Origin of the sequence: Leifsonia sp. AG29, from assembly GCF_009765225.1 — a bacterium.
Classification (GTDB): domain Bacteria; phylum Actinomycetota; class Actinomycetes; order Actinomycetales; family Microbacteriaceae; genus Leifsonia.
On sequence record NZ_VMSF01000001.1, the window covers coordinates 1,408,421 to 1,426,048 of the forward strand.

Sequence of the window (17,628 nt, forward strand, 5' to 3'; positions counted from 1 at the left end):
GGCAGAACGCCCAACGGGCGTTACCATGGCGGCATGTCCATCCCTCCTGAGCGGGACCCCGAGGCGAAACGGCGACCGGCGACCGCCCGGGAACTGAAGGCACTGTCGCACCCTCTCCGGTTGCGCATCCTGCGGCTCTGCGGAAACGGGGAATGGACCAACAAGGAGCTCGCCGAGCGGCTGGGCATCGACCCCGGTACTGCGCTGTACCACGTGCGCCGGCTGACGGCCGCGGGCTTCCTCGAGCCCGGCCCCGTGCGAAGCGGTCCGAGTGGTGCGCTCGAGAAGCCGTACCGTTCGACGGGGCTCAGCTGGTGGCTGTCATCGCCGGTGGAAGGCTCCGACGGGCCGACTGGGACCGCGCCGATCGCCGCGTTTCAGGAGGAACTGGCGGAGGCCGGCCCCGAGGCGATCGCCACGTACGCTCGGTTCGCGCTCCATCTCTCCGACGAGGATCTCCGGGAGCTGGACCGGAGGATCGTCGCGGTCATCGACGAGTTCGTCGAGACGGAAGCGGTGCGGACGGGTCGCCCGCTGTACGGCGGCATGTTCGTCCTCCATCGCACGTCGGGCTGAGTCGCGCAGGCCTCCGGCGGAACGACGAACGCCCCGGTCGCGACGACCGGGGCGTTCGTTCTGTGGGGTGAGTAACGGGGCTTGAACCCGCGACCTCCTGGACCACAACCAGGCGCTCTACCAACTGAGCTATACCCACCATGGTGCTCGTGCCGGATCTGCGCTCCGGCCGAGGCAACTCATCGATTCTAATACATCCGGGAGGACCATTTTTCCACTACGGCGGCGGACGCGGCCTGCGTCTCCTCGGTGGTCGGCCCGGGTTCGCCGACGAAGGCGGCGCGGCGGTAGTAGTCGAGTTCGCGGATGGATTCGAGGATGTCGGCGAGCGCGCGGTGGCCGCCGTTCTTCTCGGGTGCGTTGAAGTAGATGCGCGGGAACCAGCGGCGGGCGAGCTCCTTGATCGACGAGACGTCGACGTTCCGATAGTGGAGGTGGGTGTCGAGGCGAGGCATGAACTTCGCGATGAACATCCGGTCGGTGCCGATGGTGTTCCCTGCGAGCGGCGCGGTGCGGGCGGTGGGGGCGAACCTCAGGACGTACTCGAGCACCTCGTACTCCGCCTCGGCGAGGCTCTTGCCGTTCGGGATCTCGTCGATGAGCCCCGACGTCGTGTGCATCTGCCGGACGAACTCGCTCATGCCCGTGAGGGCCGAGTCGTCGGGCTTGATCACGATGTTCAGGCCCGGGTCGAGCACGTTGAGGTCGAAGTCGGTGATGACCACGGCGATCTCGACGAGCTCGTCGACCTCGAGGTCGAGACCCGTCATCTCGCAGTCGATCCACACCAGCCGATCCGAGGAGGTTGCCATGCTCGAAGTCTAGTGCCGCCCTCCGACGGGCCCCGCGGGCTCGAACGGGCCGATCGGCTGCGGCACGGGCAGCTTGGGACCGAGTCCGTCGCCCGCCGAGATGCGGCGCAGGCGACGAGCCACCCAGGGGAACGCGTACCTCCGGAGCCACGTCCGGAACGGGACCTCGTCGGAGGGCGCCGCGCCGGTCTCGCCGAACGGCTCCGTCGTCACCTCGGCGTAAGGGACGCCGAGCGTGTGCGCCGCTCGGCTGGCGAGGAGGCGGTGGCCGCGCGCGCTGAGATGCACGCGGTCGGACGCCCACATCGACGGCTCCTGGAAGTCCCGGACTCCCCACACGTCGAGCACGATCGCCCCGTGGTCGCGGGCGATGCTCCAGATGTTCGCGTTGAACACGGCGGCACGTCCCCGGAAGGGCTTCAGGAAGAACGCGAACTGAGGGTCGAAGACGTTGGCGAGCAGCACGGTCGCGCCGCTGCTCCTCAGTGCGCTGACGCCCGACTCCAGCCGGGCGGCGAGGAGATCAGGGTCGGCCGCCGGGCTCATGAGGTCGTTGCCGCCGATCATCACCGACACGAGATCGGGCTGAAGGCGGAGCGCATGCGGGATCTGGTCGGCCACGACATCGTCGATGCGCCGCCCGCGGACGGCGAGATTCGCGAACTCGAACGATCGGCCCGCGAGCCGGGCGTCGCCGTCGAGGATCCCCGCGAGGCGGTCGGCCCAGCCGAGCCACGATCCGGGGCGCCGGGGTGCCGCGTCGCAGAGGCCCTCGGTCAGCGAGTCGCCGAGTGCGACGTACCGGGAGAAGGGTGTCCTGCTCACGCTCCGCATCCTCGCCCGGGCGGGTTGCCACGGGGTGACGCACGGCCGCAGCAGAGGCGATGGTCGTCCGGAATTGGCCCGACGTACACTGGAACGGTGGATTCGACACCGGCTGTTGGCCCGGAGGACACCGGGAGGGTTCGGCTGACGCTCTATACGTCCGCCTTCTGCGAGCCGTGCATGCAGACCCGGGCGATCCTCGCCGAGGCGGTGCGGGTCTCGCCGCGCCTTGCCGTGACCGAGCGCGACATCGCGCGGAATCCCGACCTGGCGGAGCGCGACGGCATCCGCTCCACGCCGACGGTGATCGTCCATCGCGGGGACGGGTCGGAAGTGTTCCGCGCCGAGGGTGTGCCGACGCTGCAGCAGGTGCTGGTGGCGGCGGCGAAGGCGGTCTGACGCAGCGGTGCCCCCGGCAGGAATCGAACCTGCGACCAAGAGATGAGAAGGCTCCGCGAGAGCCGCTCCGGCGCATGGGTGCCCCCGGCAGGAATCGAACCTGCGACCAAGAGATTAGAAGGCTCCTGCTCTATCCGCTGAGCTACGGGGGCGCGCCTCCACGATACCTCAGCGCCCGCGGCCGTTCCGGCGGCCCGGCGCTCGGCGTGCTGCGTCTCAGAGGTGGGCGCCGGCTTTGCCCGCCCTGGTGACGATCGCGAGGACGGGCCGGCGTCCGCGCAGCCCGAAGCGGAGGCGGAGGCTGGCCTGCCGCGCGATCAGCAGCGCAACGACTCCCGCAGCCGCGGCGGGGACGAGTCCGGAGACGGCCATCGCGATGTGCGGTCCGGTCTGTTCGACGATCCATCCCATGAGGGGTCCGCCGAGCGCCTGGCCGCCCAGAAGGACGAGGATGTAGAGCGACACGACGCGCCCGCGGATCTGCACGTTGGACGACATCTGCACCAGCGAGTTGGCTGCCGTGATGAACAGCAGGTTGCCGATGCCGACGCACACGAGGAGCATCCCGAACGCGAGTTCGCCGGGCGCGAAGCCGGCGAGAGCCTGGACGATCCCGAGGGCGGCGGCGGTTCCGACGACCATCGACAACCGCACGCTCGTCCGGCGGGTCGAGGCGAGCGCGCCGGCGAGGGCGCCGGCCGCGACGAGCGCGTTGAAGAGCCCGTATCCCTGCGCGCCGACCCGGTAGACGTCGTTGGCGTACGCCGCGAGGAAGACCGGCATGTTGAAGGCGAAGACCGAGATGACGGCGACCATGACGACCGTCCAGAAGATGACCGGCTTGCGCCCGACATAGCGCATCCCCTCGGCGAGCTGCCCCTTGCCGCGCGGTGCGGAGGGGGAGGCGTGGAGTTCGGAGCGGCGGAGGGAGAACAGGGCGCCGACGACGGCGAGGCAGGCGGCCGCGTTGATGACGAACGACCAGCCGCCGCCGACCGCCGTGATGAGGACGCCTCCCAGGGCAGGCCCGATCAGTCCGCCCAGCTGGAAGATCGAGGAGTTGAGGCTGATGGCGTTCCGGAGATAGCGGGGTCCGACGAGCTCGTTGACGAAGACCTGCCGCGCGGGGTTGTCGACCACGGTGACGAGGCCCAGGACGAAAGAGATGACGTAGACGTGCCAGACCTCGATGACCCCGGAGAGCGTCAGAGCGGCGAGGAGCGCCGCGAGGGCCGCTGCGCAGGTCTGGGTGACGATGAGGAGGCGCTGCTTCGAGTAGCGGTCGGTGATCACGCCGCCCCAGAGCCCGAACAGGAGCATCGGCGTGAACTACATGAAGACGGTGACGCCGACCGCCGCCACGCTGTGCGAGAGCTGCAGGACGAGCCAGTCCATCGCGATGCGCTGCATCCAGACGGCGGTGTTCGCGACGAGGTTCCCGGCCGCGAAGCGGCGGTAGTTGCGGACCCGGAGGGAGGCGAACGACTCGCGCCAGGGCGGTCGCGCCTCCAGGACCTGCATGGGGCCGGTCGGCGGTGCTGCTGCGCTGGTGTTCGTCACGATGTCCTTGCGTCCCTGGTTCCGTATGCGTATGCCTTCGAGGTTAGGCGCGAACCGGATATTCTTCTGGTCAATCAGACCTATAACTCCTATTGGGTTTGCGAATGGGGTGCCCACGATGCTCGATCCCGTCCTCCTGCGCACGTTCCTCGCTGTCGCCGAGACGCGCAGCTTCACCCGGGCGGCGCACCGCCTCGGGATCAGCCAGCCGACCGTCAGCCAGCACGTGCGCCGGCTCGAGCAGGCGGCGAAGCGGCAGCTCATCGCGCGCGACACGAGGGAGGTGCGCCTCACCGACAACGGGGACGCCATGGCGGGCTTCGCCCGCACGATCCTCGCCGCCCTCGCGGAGGCCGACAGCTACTTCAGCGGTTCGGCGATGCGGGGGCGCCTCCGCTTCGGCGCCGCGGACGACCTCGCCATCACGACCCTCCCGCGCATCCTCCGGCACTTCCGGCAGCAGAACCCGCAGATCAACCTCGAGCTCACCGTCGATCAGTCCGGCCCGCTCCACCGCAAACTGAAGGGCGGCCAGCTCGATCTCATCTTCATCAAGCAGACGCCAGGCACCACGGAGGGCACGGTCGTCGCCACGGACGAGCTGGTGTGGATGGGGCAGGAGAAGACCGAGCTGGACCCCGAGCGCCCCGTTCCGCTCATCGCGTATCAGGGCACCAGCCTGAGCCGGCAGGCCGCCATCGACGCGTTGGAGGCGGCGGGCCGCACGTGGCGGATCACCTGCAACACACGGGAGGTGAACGGCGTCCTGGCCGCCGTGCGCGCCGGCATCGGGGTCGCGGTCTTCCCGCGATCGCTGATCCCCTCCGATCTGATCAAGGTGACCAACCGCTTCGGCCTGCCCGAACTCGGTCAGGTGGACTTCACCCTCCTCTCGAATCCGTCGGCGGCCCGCGAGCCGGTGGAGGCGCTGACCACCGCGATCCTGGCGCGTGCTGTCACCCGGGTCTCCTGAGCGTCCGCCCCGGGCGTTCACACGCTCGAAATCGGGCGGCGCTATCGTGTGCATATGCGTGAACTCCAGGCGAGAATCATCGAGGAACTCCACGTCGAGCCGACGATCGACCCGGCCGCCGAGATCGAGCGACGCGTCGGCTTCCTGGCCGACTATCTCCGGGCCACCGGTGCGAGCGGCTACGTGCTCGGCATCAGCGGCGGCCAGGACTCGTCCCTCGCCGGGCGGCTGACGCAGCTCGCGGTCGAGCGGCTCTCCGCCGAGGGCGTCGAGGCCGAATTCTTCGCTGTGCGGCTGCCTTACGCCGTTCAGCGGGACGAGGAGGACGCCCAGCTCGCGCTCTCGTTCATCCGCCCTCACCGGACCGTCTCGTTCAACATCCAGCGCGGCACGGACGGGGTCGAGGCCGAGTACGCCGACTCGCTCGGCGAGGCGATGAGCGACTTCACGAAGGGCAACGTGAAGGCGCGCATCCGGATGGTCGCGCAGTACGCGATCGCCGGTCAGCGACGCCTCCTCGTGGTCGGGACGGACCACGCCGCCGAGGCGGTGACCGGCTTCTTCACGAAGTACGGCGACGGAGGGACCGACATCCTGCCGCTCACCGGGCTGAGCAAACGGCAGGGCAAGGCGCTCCTCCAGCACCTCGGCGCTCCCGCACGGCTCTACGAGAAGGCGCCGACCGCGGATCTCCTCGATCTCAACCCCGGGCAGACCGACGAGGACAACCTCGGTCTGAGCTACGACGACATCGACGACTTCCTCGAGGGCGTGGACGTCGCCGACGAGGTCGCTGAGGCGATCGAGGCGCGTTACGTCGCCACCGAGCACAAGCGGCAGCCCCCGGCTTCCCTCTTCGACGAGTGGTGGCACGAGTCGAGCTACAGTCGCTGACCTGAGACACGGAAGGGCGCCGGCCTGAGCCGGCGCCCTTCAGCTGTGTTCGGGAGCCCTTCGACGTCGCCGTCGACGCAGGGTGGTCGGCGCCCTCCGGCGGGTCAGACCGCCTGGCCGAGCCTCGCGCTGGGAGCCGTGTCGTCGGTCGGCGTCGCCGGCACGGTGGCGAACGGCGCCGGAGCGGTCGGGATCGCGGACACCGGCTCCGGTTCTCCTGCCGGCTCCTCGATCGGGGTCGCGTACTGCTCGTGGTGCTGCTTCGCGACCCACTCGTCCTGCTGGGCGATGACCGAGCGGTCCGGATCGGCGCTCTCGAACCGCCAGCGCTCGAGGTCGCTCTGGAAGATCCGGCGCGCGCGGCGCGGGTTGTTCTGCCACTCGATGAGGCGGTCGCGGAACTCGGCGATTGCGGGGTCGAGCTGGTACCCGAAGGTCGCCGACGCCCGCTTCATCTCGGCGAGCTGGTGACCGGCCCACGTGGCGGCGGCGCCCGCGCCCTTGATCGGGAGGAGGCGTACCAGGATGTCGGCCTGCCCGACGGCGCGGTCCGAGAGGATCTGCTCGGCGGGAGTCAGCGAGTTCCAGACGGAGGCCTCGGTCGCGGCGTCGACGAGCGCGGCGATCGCCGACGCCTTCTGCTGGCGGTCGGTACGGGAGAGGAGCCCCTTGACGGTGCCCCGGGCGATCCAGGCGGCGATGAGACCGGAGAGGATCACGGCGATCGCGAGGACCGCGGCGTAGAAGATCACCGGGCGAGCCGCCGGTGACGAGAACCAATCGACGAAGTCGTTCCACCACTGCATGGCGCTGATGCTAGCGGGGGGCCCGGGCTCAGCCGTGGAGCACGGGCGCTGTGTCGCACAACGTCGGCCCGCGGTGCCCGGACGGAGCAGAATAGGAGGGTCGATCGCGAGAGCTGGGAGAGTGACCATGCAGACCTTCGTGCTGGCGGGCGGGTGCTTCTGGTGCCTGGATGCGGTGTACCGGGTGCTCCGGGGCGTGCAGGACGTCGTCTCCGGCTACACCGGCGGCAGCACCGTCGATCCGAGCTACGAGGAGGTGTGCACCGGGACGACAGGCCACGCCGAGGCCGTAGCGGTGACCTTCGACCCCGAGATCGTTCCGCCGGGCGTGATCCTCGACGTGTTCTTCACGCTTCACGACCCGCGGCAGCTGAACCGGCAGGGCAACGACATCGGCACGCAGTACCGGTCGGCGATGTTCTACGCCGATGCGGAGCAGGAGGCCCTCTTCGAAGCGGCCCGGGAGCGTGCCGCGGACTACTGGGACGGTGGCATCGTGACCACGATCGAGCCCCTCGGCCCGTTCTTCAGGGCCGAGGAGTACCACCAGGACTTCTTCGCCAAGAACCCCGGTCAGGGGTACTGCCTCGCCGTGGCGCTCCCGAAGGTCAACAAGATCCGGGCCTCCTACGCGGAGTACGTCGCGGCCTGACGCGCTGGCGTTCCTCCACATCTTCCTGATCACCACCAGGACTGCACAGATTCGTCGCGCGCCGACCGCCGATCCGCGCCCTGCCGGACAGTGGGAGGAGCCCGCCGGGGGTGCGGGAACGAAGGAGGGACGACATGTCCGAGACAGTGACCATCCGCGGCTTCGTAGCGACCGAGCCGCGCCACCTCGTCACGGAGGGAGGGCTGCCGATCACCAGCTTCCGGCTGGTGTCGACCAGGCGGCGGTTCAACCGCGACACCTCGTCGTGGGAGGACGCGGACACCAACTGGTACACCGTCAGCTCCTTCCGGCGGCTCGCGTCGAACGTGGCCGGCTGCGTCTCCAAGGGCGATCCGGTGGTCGTCTCCGGGAGGCTCTGCATCCGGGAGTGGACGGGGGAGCAGCGGGGGATCACCGCCGAGATCGAGGCCGACGGCATCGGGCACGACCTCTCGTGGGGTCGCTCCGAGTTCACGCGCGGCGGCGGTGAGACCGACTCCGCTTCGGCGCCTGGTCCCGTCGCTTCGGAGCAGGAGGCCGAGCCGGCGGAGTCGGTACCGGTCGCGGCGTGAGGGAGGCGGCCTCCGACATAGGATGCGGACCATGACCTATCCGCCCGCCGCGACCGGCCGTGCCCGAGCACGGTCCCTGGCGGCGGGCGGTGTCGTGGGCCTGGCTCTCGTTGTGAGCTTGGTCGGCTGCTCTTCTGCGGGCACGTCGCCCGCGTCTCCGTCACCGACGCCGACGCACGCGCTGTCGAGCGGGGCGTCTCCATCCGCCACGGCGACGGATCGATCGACGCCCGCACCCGGCAGCGCCTTCCTGCCCGGGGGCACCGCGGACCAGAACAGGGCGTTCTTCGATCAGGTCAACCGAGCGACCCTGGCGGCGAACGCGGCCGCGAAGGGCCGCGACTTCATCGACGGGCTCGTCGCTGCGGGGTTCCCCAAGGCGCAGATGCAGGTCACCCCGGATCAGACGTCGATCGGCCTCGAGCCGGGCTCCATCCAGTTCTCGGTACGGCTCGGCGACGCCTGTCTCATCGGGCAGAACGGAGCGGACGCGGGCGGCTACAGCAGCATGGTCGGTCCCGTGCTCTCGACGGGCCGGTGCCTGATCGGGCAGACGCGGCCCATCGACTGGTGACCTGCCCGGGCTTCGCGACGAGCGGAATCCCGGTCGTCGCCTCCGGAGCGGGCGCGGAGGCCGAGCCGGTATCCTCGTACACGGCTTAAGCCGACGAAACAGGGAGTCTGAGAAGAAGAGTGGCCGAATACATTTACTCGATGGTGCGCGCCCGCAAGGCGGTCGGCGACAAGGTGATCCTCGACGACGTCACGATGGCGTTCCTGCCGGGGGCCAAGATCGGCGTCGTCGGTCCCAACGGCGCCGGCAAGTCGACCATCCTGAAGATCATGGCCGGGCTCGACACGCCGTCGAACGGCGAGGCGAAGCTGACCCCGGGATACACCGTCGGCATCCTCATGCAGGAGCCCGAGCTCGACGAGAACAAGACCGTGCTCGAGAACGTCCAGGAGGGCGTCGGCGAGATCAAGGACAAGGTCGACCGCTTCAACGAGATCTCGGGACTGCTCGCCGACCCGGACGCGGACTTCGACACTCTGCTGGCCGAGATGGGCACCCTCCAGGAGCAGATCGACGCCGCCGACGCGTGGGACCTCGACTCCCAGCTGGAACAGGCGATGGACGCTCTCCGCTGCCCGCCGGGCGACTGGCCGGTCAACACGCTCTCGGGTGGTGAGAAGCGCCGCGTGGCGCTCTGCCGCCTCCTGCTCCAGAAGCCGGATCTGCTGCTCCTCGACGAGCCCACCAACCACCTCGACGCCGAGAGCGTCCTCTGGCTGGAGCAGCACCTGGCGAAGTACCACGGTGCCGTCCTGGCCGTCACCCACGACCGGTACTTCCTCGACCACGTCGCCGAGTGGATCGCCGAGGTCGACCGCGGTCACCTTTACCCGTACGAGGGCAACTACTCGACCTATCTCGAGAAGAAGCGCGAGCGCCTCGAGATCCAGGGCAAGAAGGACGCGAAGCTGGCCAAGCGCCTCTCGGAGGAGCTCGACTGGGTGCGCAGCAACGCCAAGGGCCGCCAGGCCAAGTCGAAGGCGCGCCTCGCGCGGTACGAGGAGATGGCGGCCGAGGCGGAGCGCACCAGGAAGCTCGACTTCGAGGAGATCCAGATCCCGCCGGGGCCGCGCCTCGGCCAGGTCGTGATCGATGCGAAGAACCTCGAGAAGGGGTTCGGCGAGCGCAAGCTCATCGACGGGCTGACCTTCACGCTCCCGCGCAACGGCATCGTCGGCGTGATCGGCCCGAACGGCGTCGGCAAGACGACGCTCTTCAAGACGATCGTCGGCCTCGAGCCGCTCGACGACGGCGACCTCAAGGTCGGCGAGACGGTGCAGATCTCGTACGTCGACCAGACGCGCGGCGGCATCGACCCCAACAAGAACGTCTGGGAGGTCGTCTCGGACGGGCTCGACTACATCCAGGTCGGCAAGACGGAGGTCCCCTCGCGGGCCTACGTCTCCACTTTCGGGTTCAAGGGCCCGGACCAGCAGAAGAAGTCCGGCGTGCTGTCGGGCGGCGAGCGGAACCGTCTCAACCTGGCGCTGACGCTCAAGCAGGGCGGCAACCTGCTGCTGCTCGACGAGCCGACCAACGACCTCGACGTCGAGACCCTGTCCAGCCTCGAGAACGCCCTGCTCGAGTTCCCCGGCTGCGCCGTGGTGATCACCCACGACCGGTGGTTCCTCGACCGGATCGCGACTCACATCCTCGCCTACGAGGGCACCGAGGAGAGCCCGGCCGACTGGTACTGGTTCGAGGGCAACTTCGAGGCATACGAGGAGAACAAGATCCAGCGCCTCGGTCCGGACGCGGCGAAGCCCCACCGCTCCGCCTACCGCAAGCTCACGCGCGACTAGGCAGCATGAGACTCCACGTCCCGTTCCGGCTCCGATGGAGCGACCTCGACGCCTACGGCCACGTGAACAACGCGGCGATGCTGCGCCTCCTCGAGGAGGCGCGCATCGAGGCGTTCTGGATCACCGACGACGCCGAGGAGGCGGTGGGCGGCTCCACCGCCGTCCTCGACGGGCGCCCGGGCGCCGACACGCTCACACTCATCGCGCGCCAGGAGATCGAGTACCTGGCACCCATCCCGTATCTGCGGCAGCCGCTCGACGTCCAGCTCTGGCTCGGCCGGCTGGGCGGGGCGAGTCTCGAGGTCTGCTACGAGGTGTGGAGTCCGGAAGGCGTCGAGCCGGCCACCCTGTATTCGCGAGCGGCGACCACGATCGTCCTCGTCGACGCCTCCACCGAGCGCCCCCGGCGGATCAACGAGCGCGAACGGTCCGCCTGGACCCCGTACCTCGACGAGCCCGTCCGGTTCGCCAAGCGGGACTGAGCCGGCGCGGCTACGGGCTGACGGTCACGGTGTCGCCCGACACCGAGGCCGTCAGCTTCGGCAGCGGATCGCGGGCCGGTCCCTGGATCGGCTCGCCCGTCTTCGCGTCGAAGCGCGACCCGTGGCAGGGGCAGTCGAACTCCTTGCCCTGCGGCGCGACCGTGCAGCCCGCGTGTGTGCACACCGCACTGAACGCGACCACCGTCCCGGCCGAGGGTTGAGCGACCACGATCGGGGTCGAGCCGAGCGCCGCCGCCACCGCGCCTCCGACCGGGATCGACGCCAGCGACACGGTCGTGCTGCCTCCGCCGCCGGATGCGCCGCCCTGCGACCCCGACCCGTCCGACATCCCGCCCGCCGGTGTACAAGCCGACAGGAGGAGGACGCCGCCGCCGACCGCGGACGCCGCGCCGATCGTGACAAGAGCTCGGCGGGTGACGGGGGAGTTCTCGGTCATGCTGGTTCCTCTCGCTGGGCGTCGCTACTCTCTCTATCGTCCCCACGTGGCAACGGGCTGAGAGGTTCACCGGAAGGGGACCGGGCGCCGGGAGCGCCGCAGTGAACCGCGCGCCCCTCCGCCTCGTGTCATGGATGGAGGTGATCATGCCGGATGAGGATGCACGCCTGCTGCGGGAGCTGCACGACCAGCACGCGCAAGCCCTGTGGCGTTACGTGGTCCACCTCACCGGCGACCGCGCGATGGCGGACGATGTGGTGCAGGAGACCCTCCTGCGGGCGTGGCGTCGCCCGGCCGTTCTCGACCAGAGCGGGCGATCAGCGCGTGCCTGGCTGTTCACGGTCGCGCGCAACATCGTCATCGACGACACGCGCAGTGCACGGAGCCAGCACGAGTACGGCACGGGTGTCGTCCCGGACCGCCCCGCGGCTCGGGACGAGTCGGACGAGGTCCTCGACGCCTGGCTCGTGGCGGACGCCCTGGCCGAGCTCTCCGCCGACCACCGCGCGGTGATCGTGCATGCCTATTACGGCGGACGCACGGTGGCGGAGATCGCCCGCGAACTCGACGTACCGGAGGGTACCGTGAAGTCGCGCCTCCACTACGGTCTGCGCGCCCTGCGCCTGGCGCTTCAGGAGAAGGGGGTGACCGGGCGATGACGTACGACGAGTTCGCCGACTGGGATGCCGCATACGTCCTGGGCTCCCTCGCACCGGGCGAGCGTCACCGCTTCGAGGAGCACCTGCGCGTCTGCGACCACTGCGCCCGTTCGGTCGCCGAGCTGGCCGGAATGCCGGGACTGCTCGGGCGGGTGCCCCGCGAGCAGGCGTTCGCCGCACTCGAGGCGGAAGCGCCCACCGAAGCGGGAGTGTCCCCGGAGGTGCTTCCCGCGCTCCTCGATCGCGCCCGTCGGCGGCGGGAGAGGACCCGGTGGCTCACGGCCGGTCTCGCGGCGGCAGCGGCGGCCGTGCTCGTGCTCGTCGCGACGTTCGTCCTGCCGAGCGTGGTGCCGCCTCCCGCGGGCACGGCCTCGGCGATCAGCATGCGCCAGGTGGAGCCCAGTGCACTGAGCGCGGACCTCCGGCTCACACCCGAGCCGTGGGGGACCCGCATCGACTCGAGCTGCAGCTACGCCACCGTCGGAGGGGCGGATCACGGGAAGAGCTGGACCTACGCCATGGTGGTCACCGATCGGCAGGGCAGACAGACGCAGCTCTCCACCTGGACCGCCGACGAGGGCAGCACCGTACGGCCGATCGCCACCACGAGCGTCCCGGTCTCCGACATCGCGAGCATCGACATCAGGAGCGCCGGCGACGGCACGGTGCTCCTGAAGAGCACGTTCCCGGGTTGAGCGCGGAGGCTCAGGCGCGAGGGACCCGCACCGTCGCCTCCTGAGCCACGCTGGCGACGAGGACGCCGTCGCGGGAGAAGATCCGCCCGAGAGCGAGCCCGCGGCCGCCGCTCGCGCTCGGCGATTCCTGGACGTAGAGCAGCCACTCGTCGACCCGGGCCGGGCGGTGCCACCACATCGCGTGGTCGAGGCTGGCGGCCTTGAGGCCCGGCGTCGCCCACGCGACACCGTGACGCCGGAGCACCGACTCCATGATCGTGTAGTCGCTCGCGTAGGCCAGGGCGGCGCGGTGGAGGGCCGGGTCCGCGGGCATGTCGCCGACGGTCCGCAGCCACACGGCCTGGTGGGCGACGTGCTCGCCGTCGACGGACAGGTAGATCGGCGACTCGACGTGACGCATGTCGAAGGGGCGCTGGCTGGCCCAGTACTGCGCCACCGGGTGCTGCACATCCTCGAGGGTGGAGGCGGTCGACGGCAGGGTCTCGGGCTCGGGGATCCCCTCCGGCATCGTCGCCTGGTGCTCGACGCCGGCGTCGACGGTCTGGAACGAGGCGATCATCGACAGGATCGGCACCCCGTTCTGGTACGCCTGGGTGCGGCGCGTGGAGAACGAGCGGCCGTCGTGGATGCGGTCGACGGCGAACGTGATCGGGTACTCCACGTCGCCCGGGCGAAGGAAGTACCCGTGCATCGAGTGGATCGGGCGGTCGTCTCCGACGGTGCGGGAGGCGGCGACGATCGACTGCGCGAGCACCTGCCCGCCGAACACGCGGCCCAGCGGCATCCACTGGGAGGGGCCGGTGAAGATGTCCTCCTCGGTGCGGGCTCCGGTGTCGGCGAGGTCGAGCGCGGTGAGCAGGGAGCTGAGGGGGTCGGTCACGGTGCCTCCAGGCGTGTCGATGTTGGTAGTTTAGACAGCGGATGAGCCAGTCGTTTTCTCTCGTGGACAGCCTCGCCGTCGCCGACCTGCAGACCTACCTGTCGCGGGCGGCGCGTGTCGAGGAGGGTTCCGTGCGCCTGATCGCGGGCTCCGGGGTCCTCGCCGTGTACACCGCGATCCTGTATCCGCGCGGGCTGCTCGACCGGACGCCCACCGTGCTGGGTCTGCGCACCTTCGCGACGGACCGGTCTGCGACGTTCGACTCGGTGGTGCCGATCCGCTCGCTCCTCGATCGGCTCGCCCGGGCCCGGGAGGCCGCTGACGCCGCGGCCGCCGAGACCCCGGCGGCCGACGGGGTGGCCGCGCCGGCACCCATCGGCATCCGCCTGCCGCTCGAGGTGTCCACCGTCACCTGGGCGGGAATCTCACCGCCGCGCGGGGGCTGGCGGCAGGTCGGCGAGATCGCCGTAGGGCCGCTCGAGGCGACCGCACGGACGGGCATCGCCGAGGTCGCGGAGGCGGTCCCGACCGGAACGGGAGAGCAGCTGGTGCAGCGGGTGCGCGCCGAGGTGTGGAGCCGTCCGATCGAGGGCCTCGAGTACGTCCCGGCCGGCGCGGCCTTCGCCGCCGAGAGCCTGGGTTTCCTGGCTCCGGACGAACCGGTGTCCATTCTCGAGACCGGCCCGTGGACGCGCTTGACGACGCGACGGGGGCACACGCTGGTCCGCCGGCAGGCCTGGACGCTTCGTCCCTGACCCCGGCCGCGCCTCAGAGCGCCCGGATGATGGCGCGACCCGCCTCGCGCCCGGAGAACAGGCACCCGCCGAGGAAAGTCCCCTCGAGCGCCCGATAGCCGTGGACGCCGCCTCCGCCGAACCCGCTGGCCTCGCCCGCGGCGTAGAGCCCGGGCACGGGCGCGCCGTCGGCCGCGAGGACCCGTCCCTCGAGGTCGGTCTCGATGCCGCCGAGGCTCTTGCGCGTGAGGATGTGCAGCTTGACGGCGATGAGCGGTCCCGCCGCCGGGTCGAGCAGGCGGTGAGGGGCTGCGACGCGGATGAGCCGGTCGCCGCGGTACCGCCGCGCGGCGCGAATCGCCGCCAGCTGGAGATCCTTGCCGAAGTCGTTCGCGAGCTCACGGTCGCGCTCGTGCACGTGCTTCCGCACGAGGTCGGTGTCCAGCGGCGTCTCGGCGAGGCGCTGCATGCCGGCCAGCAGGTCGTCGAGGGTGGAAGCGATGACGAAGTCCGCTCCCTTCTGCTTGAACGCCTCCACGGGGGCCGGCGCGCCCGAGCCGACGCGCTGGGCGAGCAACCCGACGTCCTTGCCGGTCAGATCCGGATTCTGCTCGCTGCCCGAGAGCGCGAACTCCTTCTCGATGATCTTCTGCGTGAGGATGAACCAGCTGTAGTCGGAGCCGGTGCGACGCAGGTGCTCGAGCGTCCCGAGCGTGTCGAAGCCCGGGAAGAGCGGCACCGGCAGGCGGTCACCGCGAGCGTCGAGCCACAACGACGACGGTCCGGGCAGGATGCGGATCCCGTGCGCCGGCCACACCGGGTCCCAGTTCTCGATGCCCTCCGTGTAGTGCCACATCCGGTCGCCGTTGATGAGGCGCGCTCCCGCCTTCTCGGCGATGCTCAGCATGCGCCCGTCGACGTGTGCGGGCACGCCGGACAGCATGTGCTCCGGCGGGGTCCCGAGGCGCGGCGGCCAAGCCGCCCGCACGAGATCGTGGTTGCCCCCGATCCCTCCAGAGGCGACCACCACAGCGCTCGCGCGCAGCTCGAACTCGCCCGCGACGTCTCGGTTGCTCGGCGCACCCCGCTCGGCGGAGTCCGGGGCGAGGATGCTGCCGCGGACTCCTACGACCGCTCCCGACTCGACGATCAGGCCGTCGACCCTGCGGCGGTGGAGGATCGTCGCCCGGCCTGTGGCCAGGCCCTGCTGGACCCGGGTGACGAACGGCTGCAGCACGCCCGGTCCGGTGCCCCACACGATGTGGAACCGCGGCACCGAGTTGCCGTGGCCTCCCGCCATCCCGGAGCCCCGCTCGGCCCAGCCGACGACGGGGAAGAACCCGATGCCCTTCTGGCGCAGCCACGAGCGCTTCTCGCCGGCAGCGAACTGGAGGTACGCCTCCGCCCACCGGCGCGGCCAGTGGTCCTCGGGGCGATCGAACCCCGCGCTGCCGAACCAGTCCTGCCGCGCGAGTTCGAGCGAGTCGTGCACTCCCAGGCGGCGCTGCTCCGGCGAGTCCACCAGGAAGAGCCCGCCGAAGGACCACCACGCCTGACCGCCGAGGGAGGCCGCCGGTTCCTGCTCGACGATCGTGACGCGCTTCCCCGCGTCGAGGAGCTCGGAGGCGGCGACGAGCCCGGCGAGGCCGGCGCCGACGATGATCGCGTCGGATTCCTGGGTCATCCGTGTCTCCTTCGGCACGTGGACGGCGGGAGCGCTACTCCTCGAACGTGTTGACCATAGCGAAAGCGGCGCGCTCCAGATAGCTCCAGAGCAGCTCCTCCTGGAGGGGCGGCAGCGCGAGCTCGTCCACCGCGTCGCGCATGTGGCCGAGCCAGCGGTCGCGCGCCTCGGGGTTCACCTTGAACGGATTGTGCCGCATGCGCAACCGGGGGTGTCCGCGCTGCTCGCTGTACGTCGTCGGGCCGCCCCAGTACTGCTCGAGGAACAGCGTCAGTCGCTCGGCGGCAGGGCCGAGGTCCTCCTCCGGGTACATCGGGCGGAGGACCGGGTCCTCGGCTACGCCGCGGTAGAAGGCGTCGACCAGCCTCACGAACGTGGCGTGCCCGCCGACCTGGTCGTAGAACGAGGGCTGGGGGCCGACCGGGATCGTCACTTGTCCGCCTCGCCTTCGGCGCGCTGCTCCTGTGCCGTGTCCGTCGCCGGCTGGATGCGGATGGCGCCCGGATCCGGGGGCGACTGCTTGGCCGATCCTCGCCGTAAGGCGACCCGGGCCTTGCGGCCTCGCGCGGGCGGCTCGGTCGTGATGGTCGGGGTCGGGCGGGTTCGCGGCGGCTTCGCGCCGGCGACGGAAGCGGCGCTGTCGAAGCCGCTCAGCACGACGGAGGACAGCGAAGGGAGCTTCACGCCCAGTTCGTCGAGCGCCGCCTTGAGCCGCGCGCGCAGTTCGCGCGACACGTCGTCCTTCGCCGTGGTCCGCGTCTTGATCACGATGCGGATCACGACCGCGTCGTCCGAGATCGACTCCAGGCCCCACAGCTCCGGCTTGTCGAGGATGCGCGACCGCCACCTCGTGCTCGTCGCCATCGCCGTCGCGGTGTCGAGCATCGTCTTCTGGACGGCCTCGATGTCGGTGTCGTACGGCACGGCGAGGTCGATCACCACCCTGGCCCAGCCCTGGGACATGTTGCCCACGCGGAGGATCTCGCCGTTGCGGACGAACCAGAGCGTGCCGTTGACGTCGCGCACCTGGGTGATCCGGATGCCGACCGCCTCCACGACGCCCGTCGCCGGGCCGACGTCCACCACGTCGCCGACGCCGAGCTGATCCTCCATCACCATGAAGAGACCGTTGAGGACGTCGCGGACGATGTTCTGGGCACCGAAACCGAGACCCGCACCGATCGCCGCGGTGAGCAGCGCCAGCGATGTTGCCGCCCCGGGTGCGATGACGTTGAAGATCCACACGATGGCGACGACGCCTACGGCCACGTTCACGATGTTCTGGAGCACGGAACCGAGTGTTCGCGTGCGCTGGACGACCCGGACCGCGGCGAGCGGCGAGGCGACGAGCGCCTGCGTGTCGCTGACGTTCTGCCCCTTCTTCACGCCGCTGACGATCTGCGCGACCACATGCTTGATCACGACGCGCATGATCCAGGCGATGAGGAACGCGCCCCCGACGATGCAGACCACACCGAGGAGTTTCCACGCGCCGTCGACGGCCCAGGAGCCCAGGTTCGTCCAGAAGTCCGTCTTGAGCCACATGTTCACAGAGAAGATGCCCATACCGCCCACGAGCCTAGCGAGGCGCT

General features: G+C 70.2%; 20 protein-coding genes, 2 tRNA genes and 1 pseudogene. 12 read left to right on the forward strand and 11 right to left on the reverse strand.

Going from position 1 to position 17,628, the window contains the following annotated elements; genetic code table 11:
• Positions 1–33: 33 nt before the first annotated feature.
• A complete protein-coding gene (locus tag FPT20_RS06840) occupies positions 34–576 on the forward strand; it encodes an ArsR/SmtB family transcription factor (RefSeq protein ID WP_158863822.1) in 543 nt (180 codons plus the stop codon).
• Positions 577–639: 63 nt separating this feature from the next.
• On the opposite strand, the gene FPT20_RS06845 is transcribed toward FPT20_RS06840, so the two are convergent.
• The 3 genes from FPT20_RS06845 to FPT20_RS06855 all read right to left on the reverse strand — a co-directional run bounded on the left by FPT20_RS06845 (position 640) and on the right by FPT20_RS06855 (position 2,222).
• Positions 640–715: transfer RNA gene (locus FPT20_RS06845), tRNA-His, on the reverse strand.
• 49 nt (positions 716–764) lie between these two features.
• Entirely contained in the window at positions 765–1,388 is a 624-nt protein-coding gene (gene orn, locus FPT20_RS06850; protein ID WP_158863824.1) for an oligoribonuclease, read from the reverse strand.
• Positions 1,389–1,397: 9 nt separating this feature from the next.
• The gene (locus tag FPT20_RS06855; RefSeq protein WP_442786479.1) at positions 1,398–2,222 is read right to left on the reverse strand and encodes an SGNH/GDSL hydrolase family protein; all 825 of its coding nucleotides are present in this window, start codon (positions 2,220–2,222) and stop codon (positions 1,398–1,400) included.
• A gap of 87 nt (positions 2,223–2,309) precedes the next feature.
• Between FPT20_RS06855 and FPT20_RS06860 the strand changes: the two genes are divergently transcribed.
• Positions 2,310–2,612 (forward strand): thioredoxin family protein, encoded by a 303-nt coding sequence (locus FPT20_RS06860; protein WP_158863827.1) that lies wholly within the window; start codon positions 2,310–2,312, stop codon positions 2,610–2,612.
• Between the two features lie 79 nt (positions 2,613–2,691).
• Here the strand turns inward: FPT20_RS06860 and FPT20_RS06865 are convergent.
• Both FPT20_RS06865 and FPT20_RS06870 read right to left on the reverse strand, forming a co-directional pair.
• A tRNA-Arg gene (locus FPT20_RS06865) sits at positions 2,692–2,764 on the reverse strand.
• Positions 2,765–2,828: 64 nt separating this feature from the next.
• A pseudogene (locus tag FPT20_RS06870) lies at positions 2,829–4,133 on the reverse strand (MFS transporter).
• Positions 4,134–4,290: 157 nt separating this feature from the next.
• Between FPT20_RS06870 and FPT20_RS06875 the strand changes: the two are divergent.
• Both FPT20_RS06875 and nadE read left to right on the forward strand, forming a co-directional pair.
• Positions 4,291–5,145: a LysR substrate-binding domain-containing protein gene (locus tag FPT20_RS06875; protein WP_158863829.1), complete on the forward strand. Its 855-nt coding sequence runs from the start codon at positions 4,291–4,293 to the stop codon at positions 5,143–5,145.
• A gap of 54 nt (positions 5,146–5,199) precedes the next feature.
• Complete coding sequence (nadE, locus tag FPT20_RS06880; RefSeq protein WP_158863831.1) at positions 5,200–6,039, forward strand: ammonia-dependent NAD(+) synthetase; 840 nt, start codon at positions 5,200–5,202, stop codon at positions 6,037–6,039.
• Positions 6,040–6,143: 104 nt separating this feature from the next.
• Here nadE and FPT20_RS06885 read toward each other — a convergent pair whose 3' ends face one another.
• A complete protein-coding gene (locus FPT20_RS06885) occupies positions 6,144–6,845 on the reverse strand; it encodes a hypothetical protein (RefSeq protein ID WP_233265422.1) in 702 nt (233 codons plus the stop codon).
• A gap of 127 nt (positions 6,846–6,972) precedes the next feature.
• Between FPT20_RS06885 and msrA the strand changes: the two genes are divergently transcribed.
• The 5 genes from msrA (at position 6,973) to FPT20_RS06910 (ending at position 10,927) form a co-directional block, all read left to right on the forward strand.
• Complete coding sequence (msrA, locus tag FPT20_RS06890; protein ID WP_158863833.1) at positions 6,973–7,497, forward strand: peptide-methionine (S)-S-oxide reductase MsrA; 525 nt, start codon at positions 6,973–6,975, stop codon at positions 7,495–7,497.
• A 134-nt stretch (positions 7,498–7,631) separates the two neighbouring features.
• Positions 7,632–8,069, forward strand: a complete 438-nt coding sequence (locus FPT20_RS06895) for a single-stranded DNA-binding protein (RefSeq protein ID WP_158863835.1) — start codon at positions 7,632–7,634, stop codon at positions 8,067–8,069.
• Positions 8,070–8,100: 31 nt separating this feature from the next.
• Complete coding sequence (locus FPT20_RS06900) at positions 8,101–8,643, forward strand: DUF6993 domain-containing protein (protein WP_158863837.1); 543 nt, start codon at positions 8,101–8,103, stop codon at positions 8,641–8,643.
• A 119-nt stretch (positions 8,644–8,762) separates the two neighbouring features.
• On the forward strand, positions 8,763–10,445 hold the full coding sequence (ettA, locus tag FPT20_RS06905) for an energy-dependent translational throttle protein EttA (RefSeq protein WP_158863839.1): 1,683 nt from the start codon (positions 8,763–8,765) through the stop codon (positions 10,443–10,445).
• Positions 10,446–10,450: 5 nt separating this feature from the next.
• On the forward strand, positions 10,451–10,927 hold the full coding sequence (locus FPT20_RS06910) for an acyl-CoA thioesterase (protein ID WP_158863841.1): 477 nt from the start codon (positions 10,451–10,453) through the stop codon (positions 10,925–10,927).
• Positions 10,928–10,937: 10 nt separating this feature from the next.
• Here the strand turns inward: FPT20_RS06910 and FPT20_RS06915 are convergent, their stop codons facing one another.
• Positions 10,938–11,384: a Rieske (2Fe-2S) protein gene (locus tag FPT20_RS06915; protein WP_158863843.1), complete on the reverse strand. Its 447-nt coding sequence runs from the start codon at positions 11,382–11,384 to the stop codon at positions 10,938–10,940.
• Between the two features lie 146 nt (positions 11,385–11,530).
• Here FPT20_RS06915 and FPT20_RS06920 point away from each other — a divergent pair, with 146 nt between their 5' ends.
• Both FPT20_RS06920 and FPT20_RS06925 read left to right on the forward strand, forming a co-directional pair.
• Positions 11,531–12,043 carry a sigma-70 family RNA polymerase sigma factor gene (locus tag FPT20_RS06920; protein WP_158863845.1) on the forward strand — a complete coding sequence of 171 codons (513 nt, stop codon included), beginning with the start codon at positions 11,531–11,533 and terminating at the stop codon, positions 12,041–12,043.
• Positions 12,040–12,738 carry an anti-sigma factor family protein gene (locus tag FPT20_RS06925; RefSeq protein ID WP_158863847.1) on the forward strand — a complete coding sequence of 233 codons (699 nt, stop codon included), beginning with the start codon at positions 12,040–12,042 and terminating at the stop codon, positions 12,736–12,738. Before FPT20_RS06920 ends, FPT20_RS06925 begins: the two co-directional genes overlap by 4 nt.
• Positions 12,739–12,748: 10 nt before the next feature.
• Here FPT20_RS06925 and FPT20_RS06930 read toward each other — a convergent pair whose 3' ends face one another.
• Complete coding sequence (locus tag FPT20_RS06930; protein ID WP_158863849.1) at positions 12,749–13,618, reverse strand: acyl-CoA thioesterase; 870 nt, start codon at positions 13,616–13,618, stop codon at positions 12,749–12,751.
• A gap of 41 nt (positions 13,619–13,659) precedes the next feature.
• Between FPT20_RS06930 and FPT20_RS06935 the strand changes: the two genes are divergently transcribed.
• Positions 13,660–14,373 (forward strand): hypothetical protein, encoded by a 714-nt coding sequence (locus FPT20_RS06935; RefSeq protein ID WP_158863851.1) that lies wholly within the window; start codon positions 13,660–13,662, stop codon positions 14,371–14,373.
• A 13-nt stretch (positions 14,374–14,386) separates the two neighbouring features.
• On the opposite strand, the gene FPT20_RS06940 is transcribed toward FPT20_RS06935, so the two are convergent.
• Genes FPT20_RS06940 through FPT20_RS06950 form a run of 3 tightly spaced genes read right to left on the reverse strand, consistent with a single transcriptional unit; the run spans position 14,387 to position 17,602 of the window.
• Positions 14,387–16,036 carry an FAD-binding dehydrogenase gene (locus FPT20_RS06940; RefSeq protein ID WP_158863853.1) on the reverse strand — a complete coding sequence of 550 codons (1,650 nt, stop codon included), beginning with the start codon at positions 16,034–16,036 and terminating at the stop codon, positions 14,387–14,389.
• Between the two features lie 34 nt (positions 16,037–16,070).
• Positions 16,071–16,469, reverse strand: coding sequence for a globin (locus FPT20_RS06945; protein ID WP_158863855.1), 399 nt, complete (start codon positions 16,467–16,469; stop codon positions 16,071–16,073).
• Positions 16,466–17,602 (reverse strand): mechanosensitive ion channel family protein, encoded by a 1,137-nt coding sequence (locus tag FPT20_RS06950; RefSeq protein ID WP_233265423.1) that lies wholly within the window; start codon positions 17,600–17,602, stop codon positions 16,466–16,468. Before FPT20_RS06950 ends, FPT20_RS06945 begins: the two co-directional genes overlap by 4 nt.
• Between the last annotated feature and the right edge of the window lie 26 nt (positions 17,603–17,628).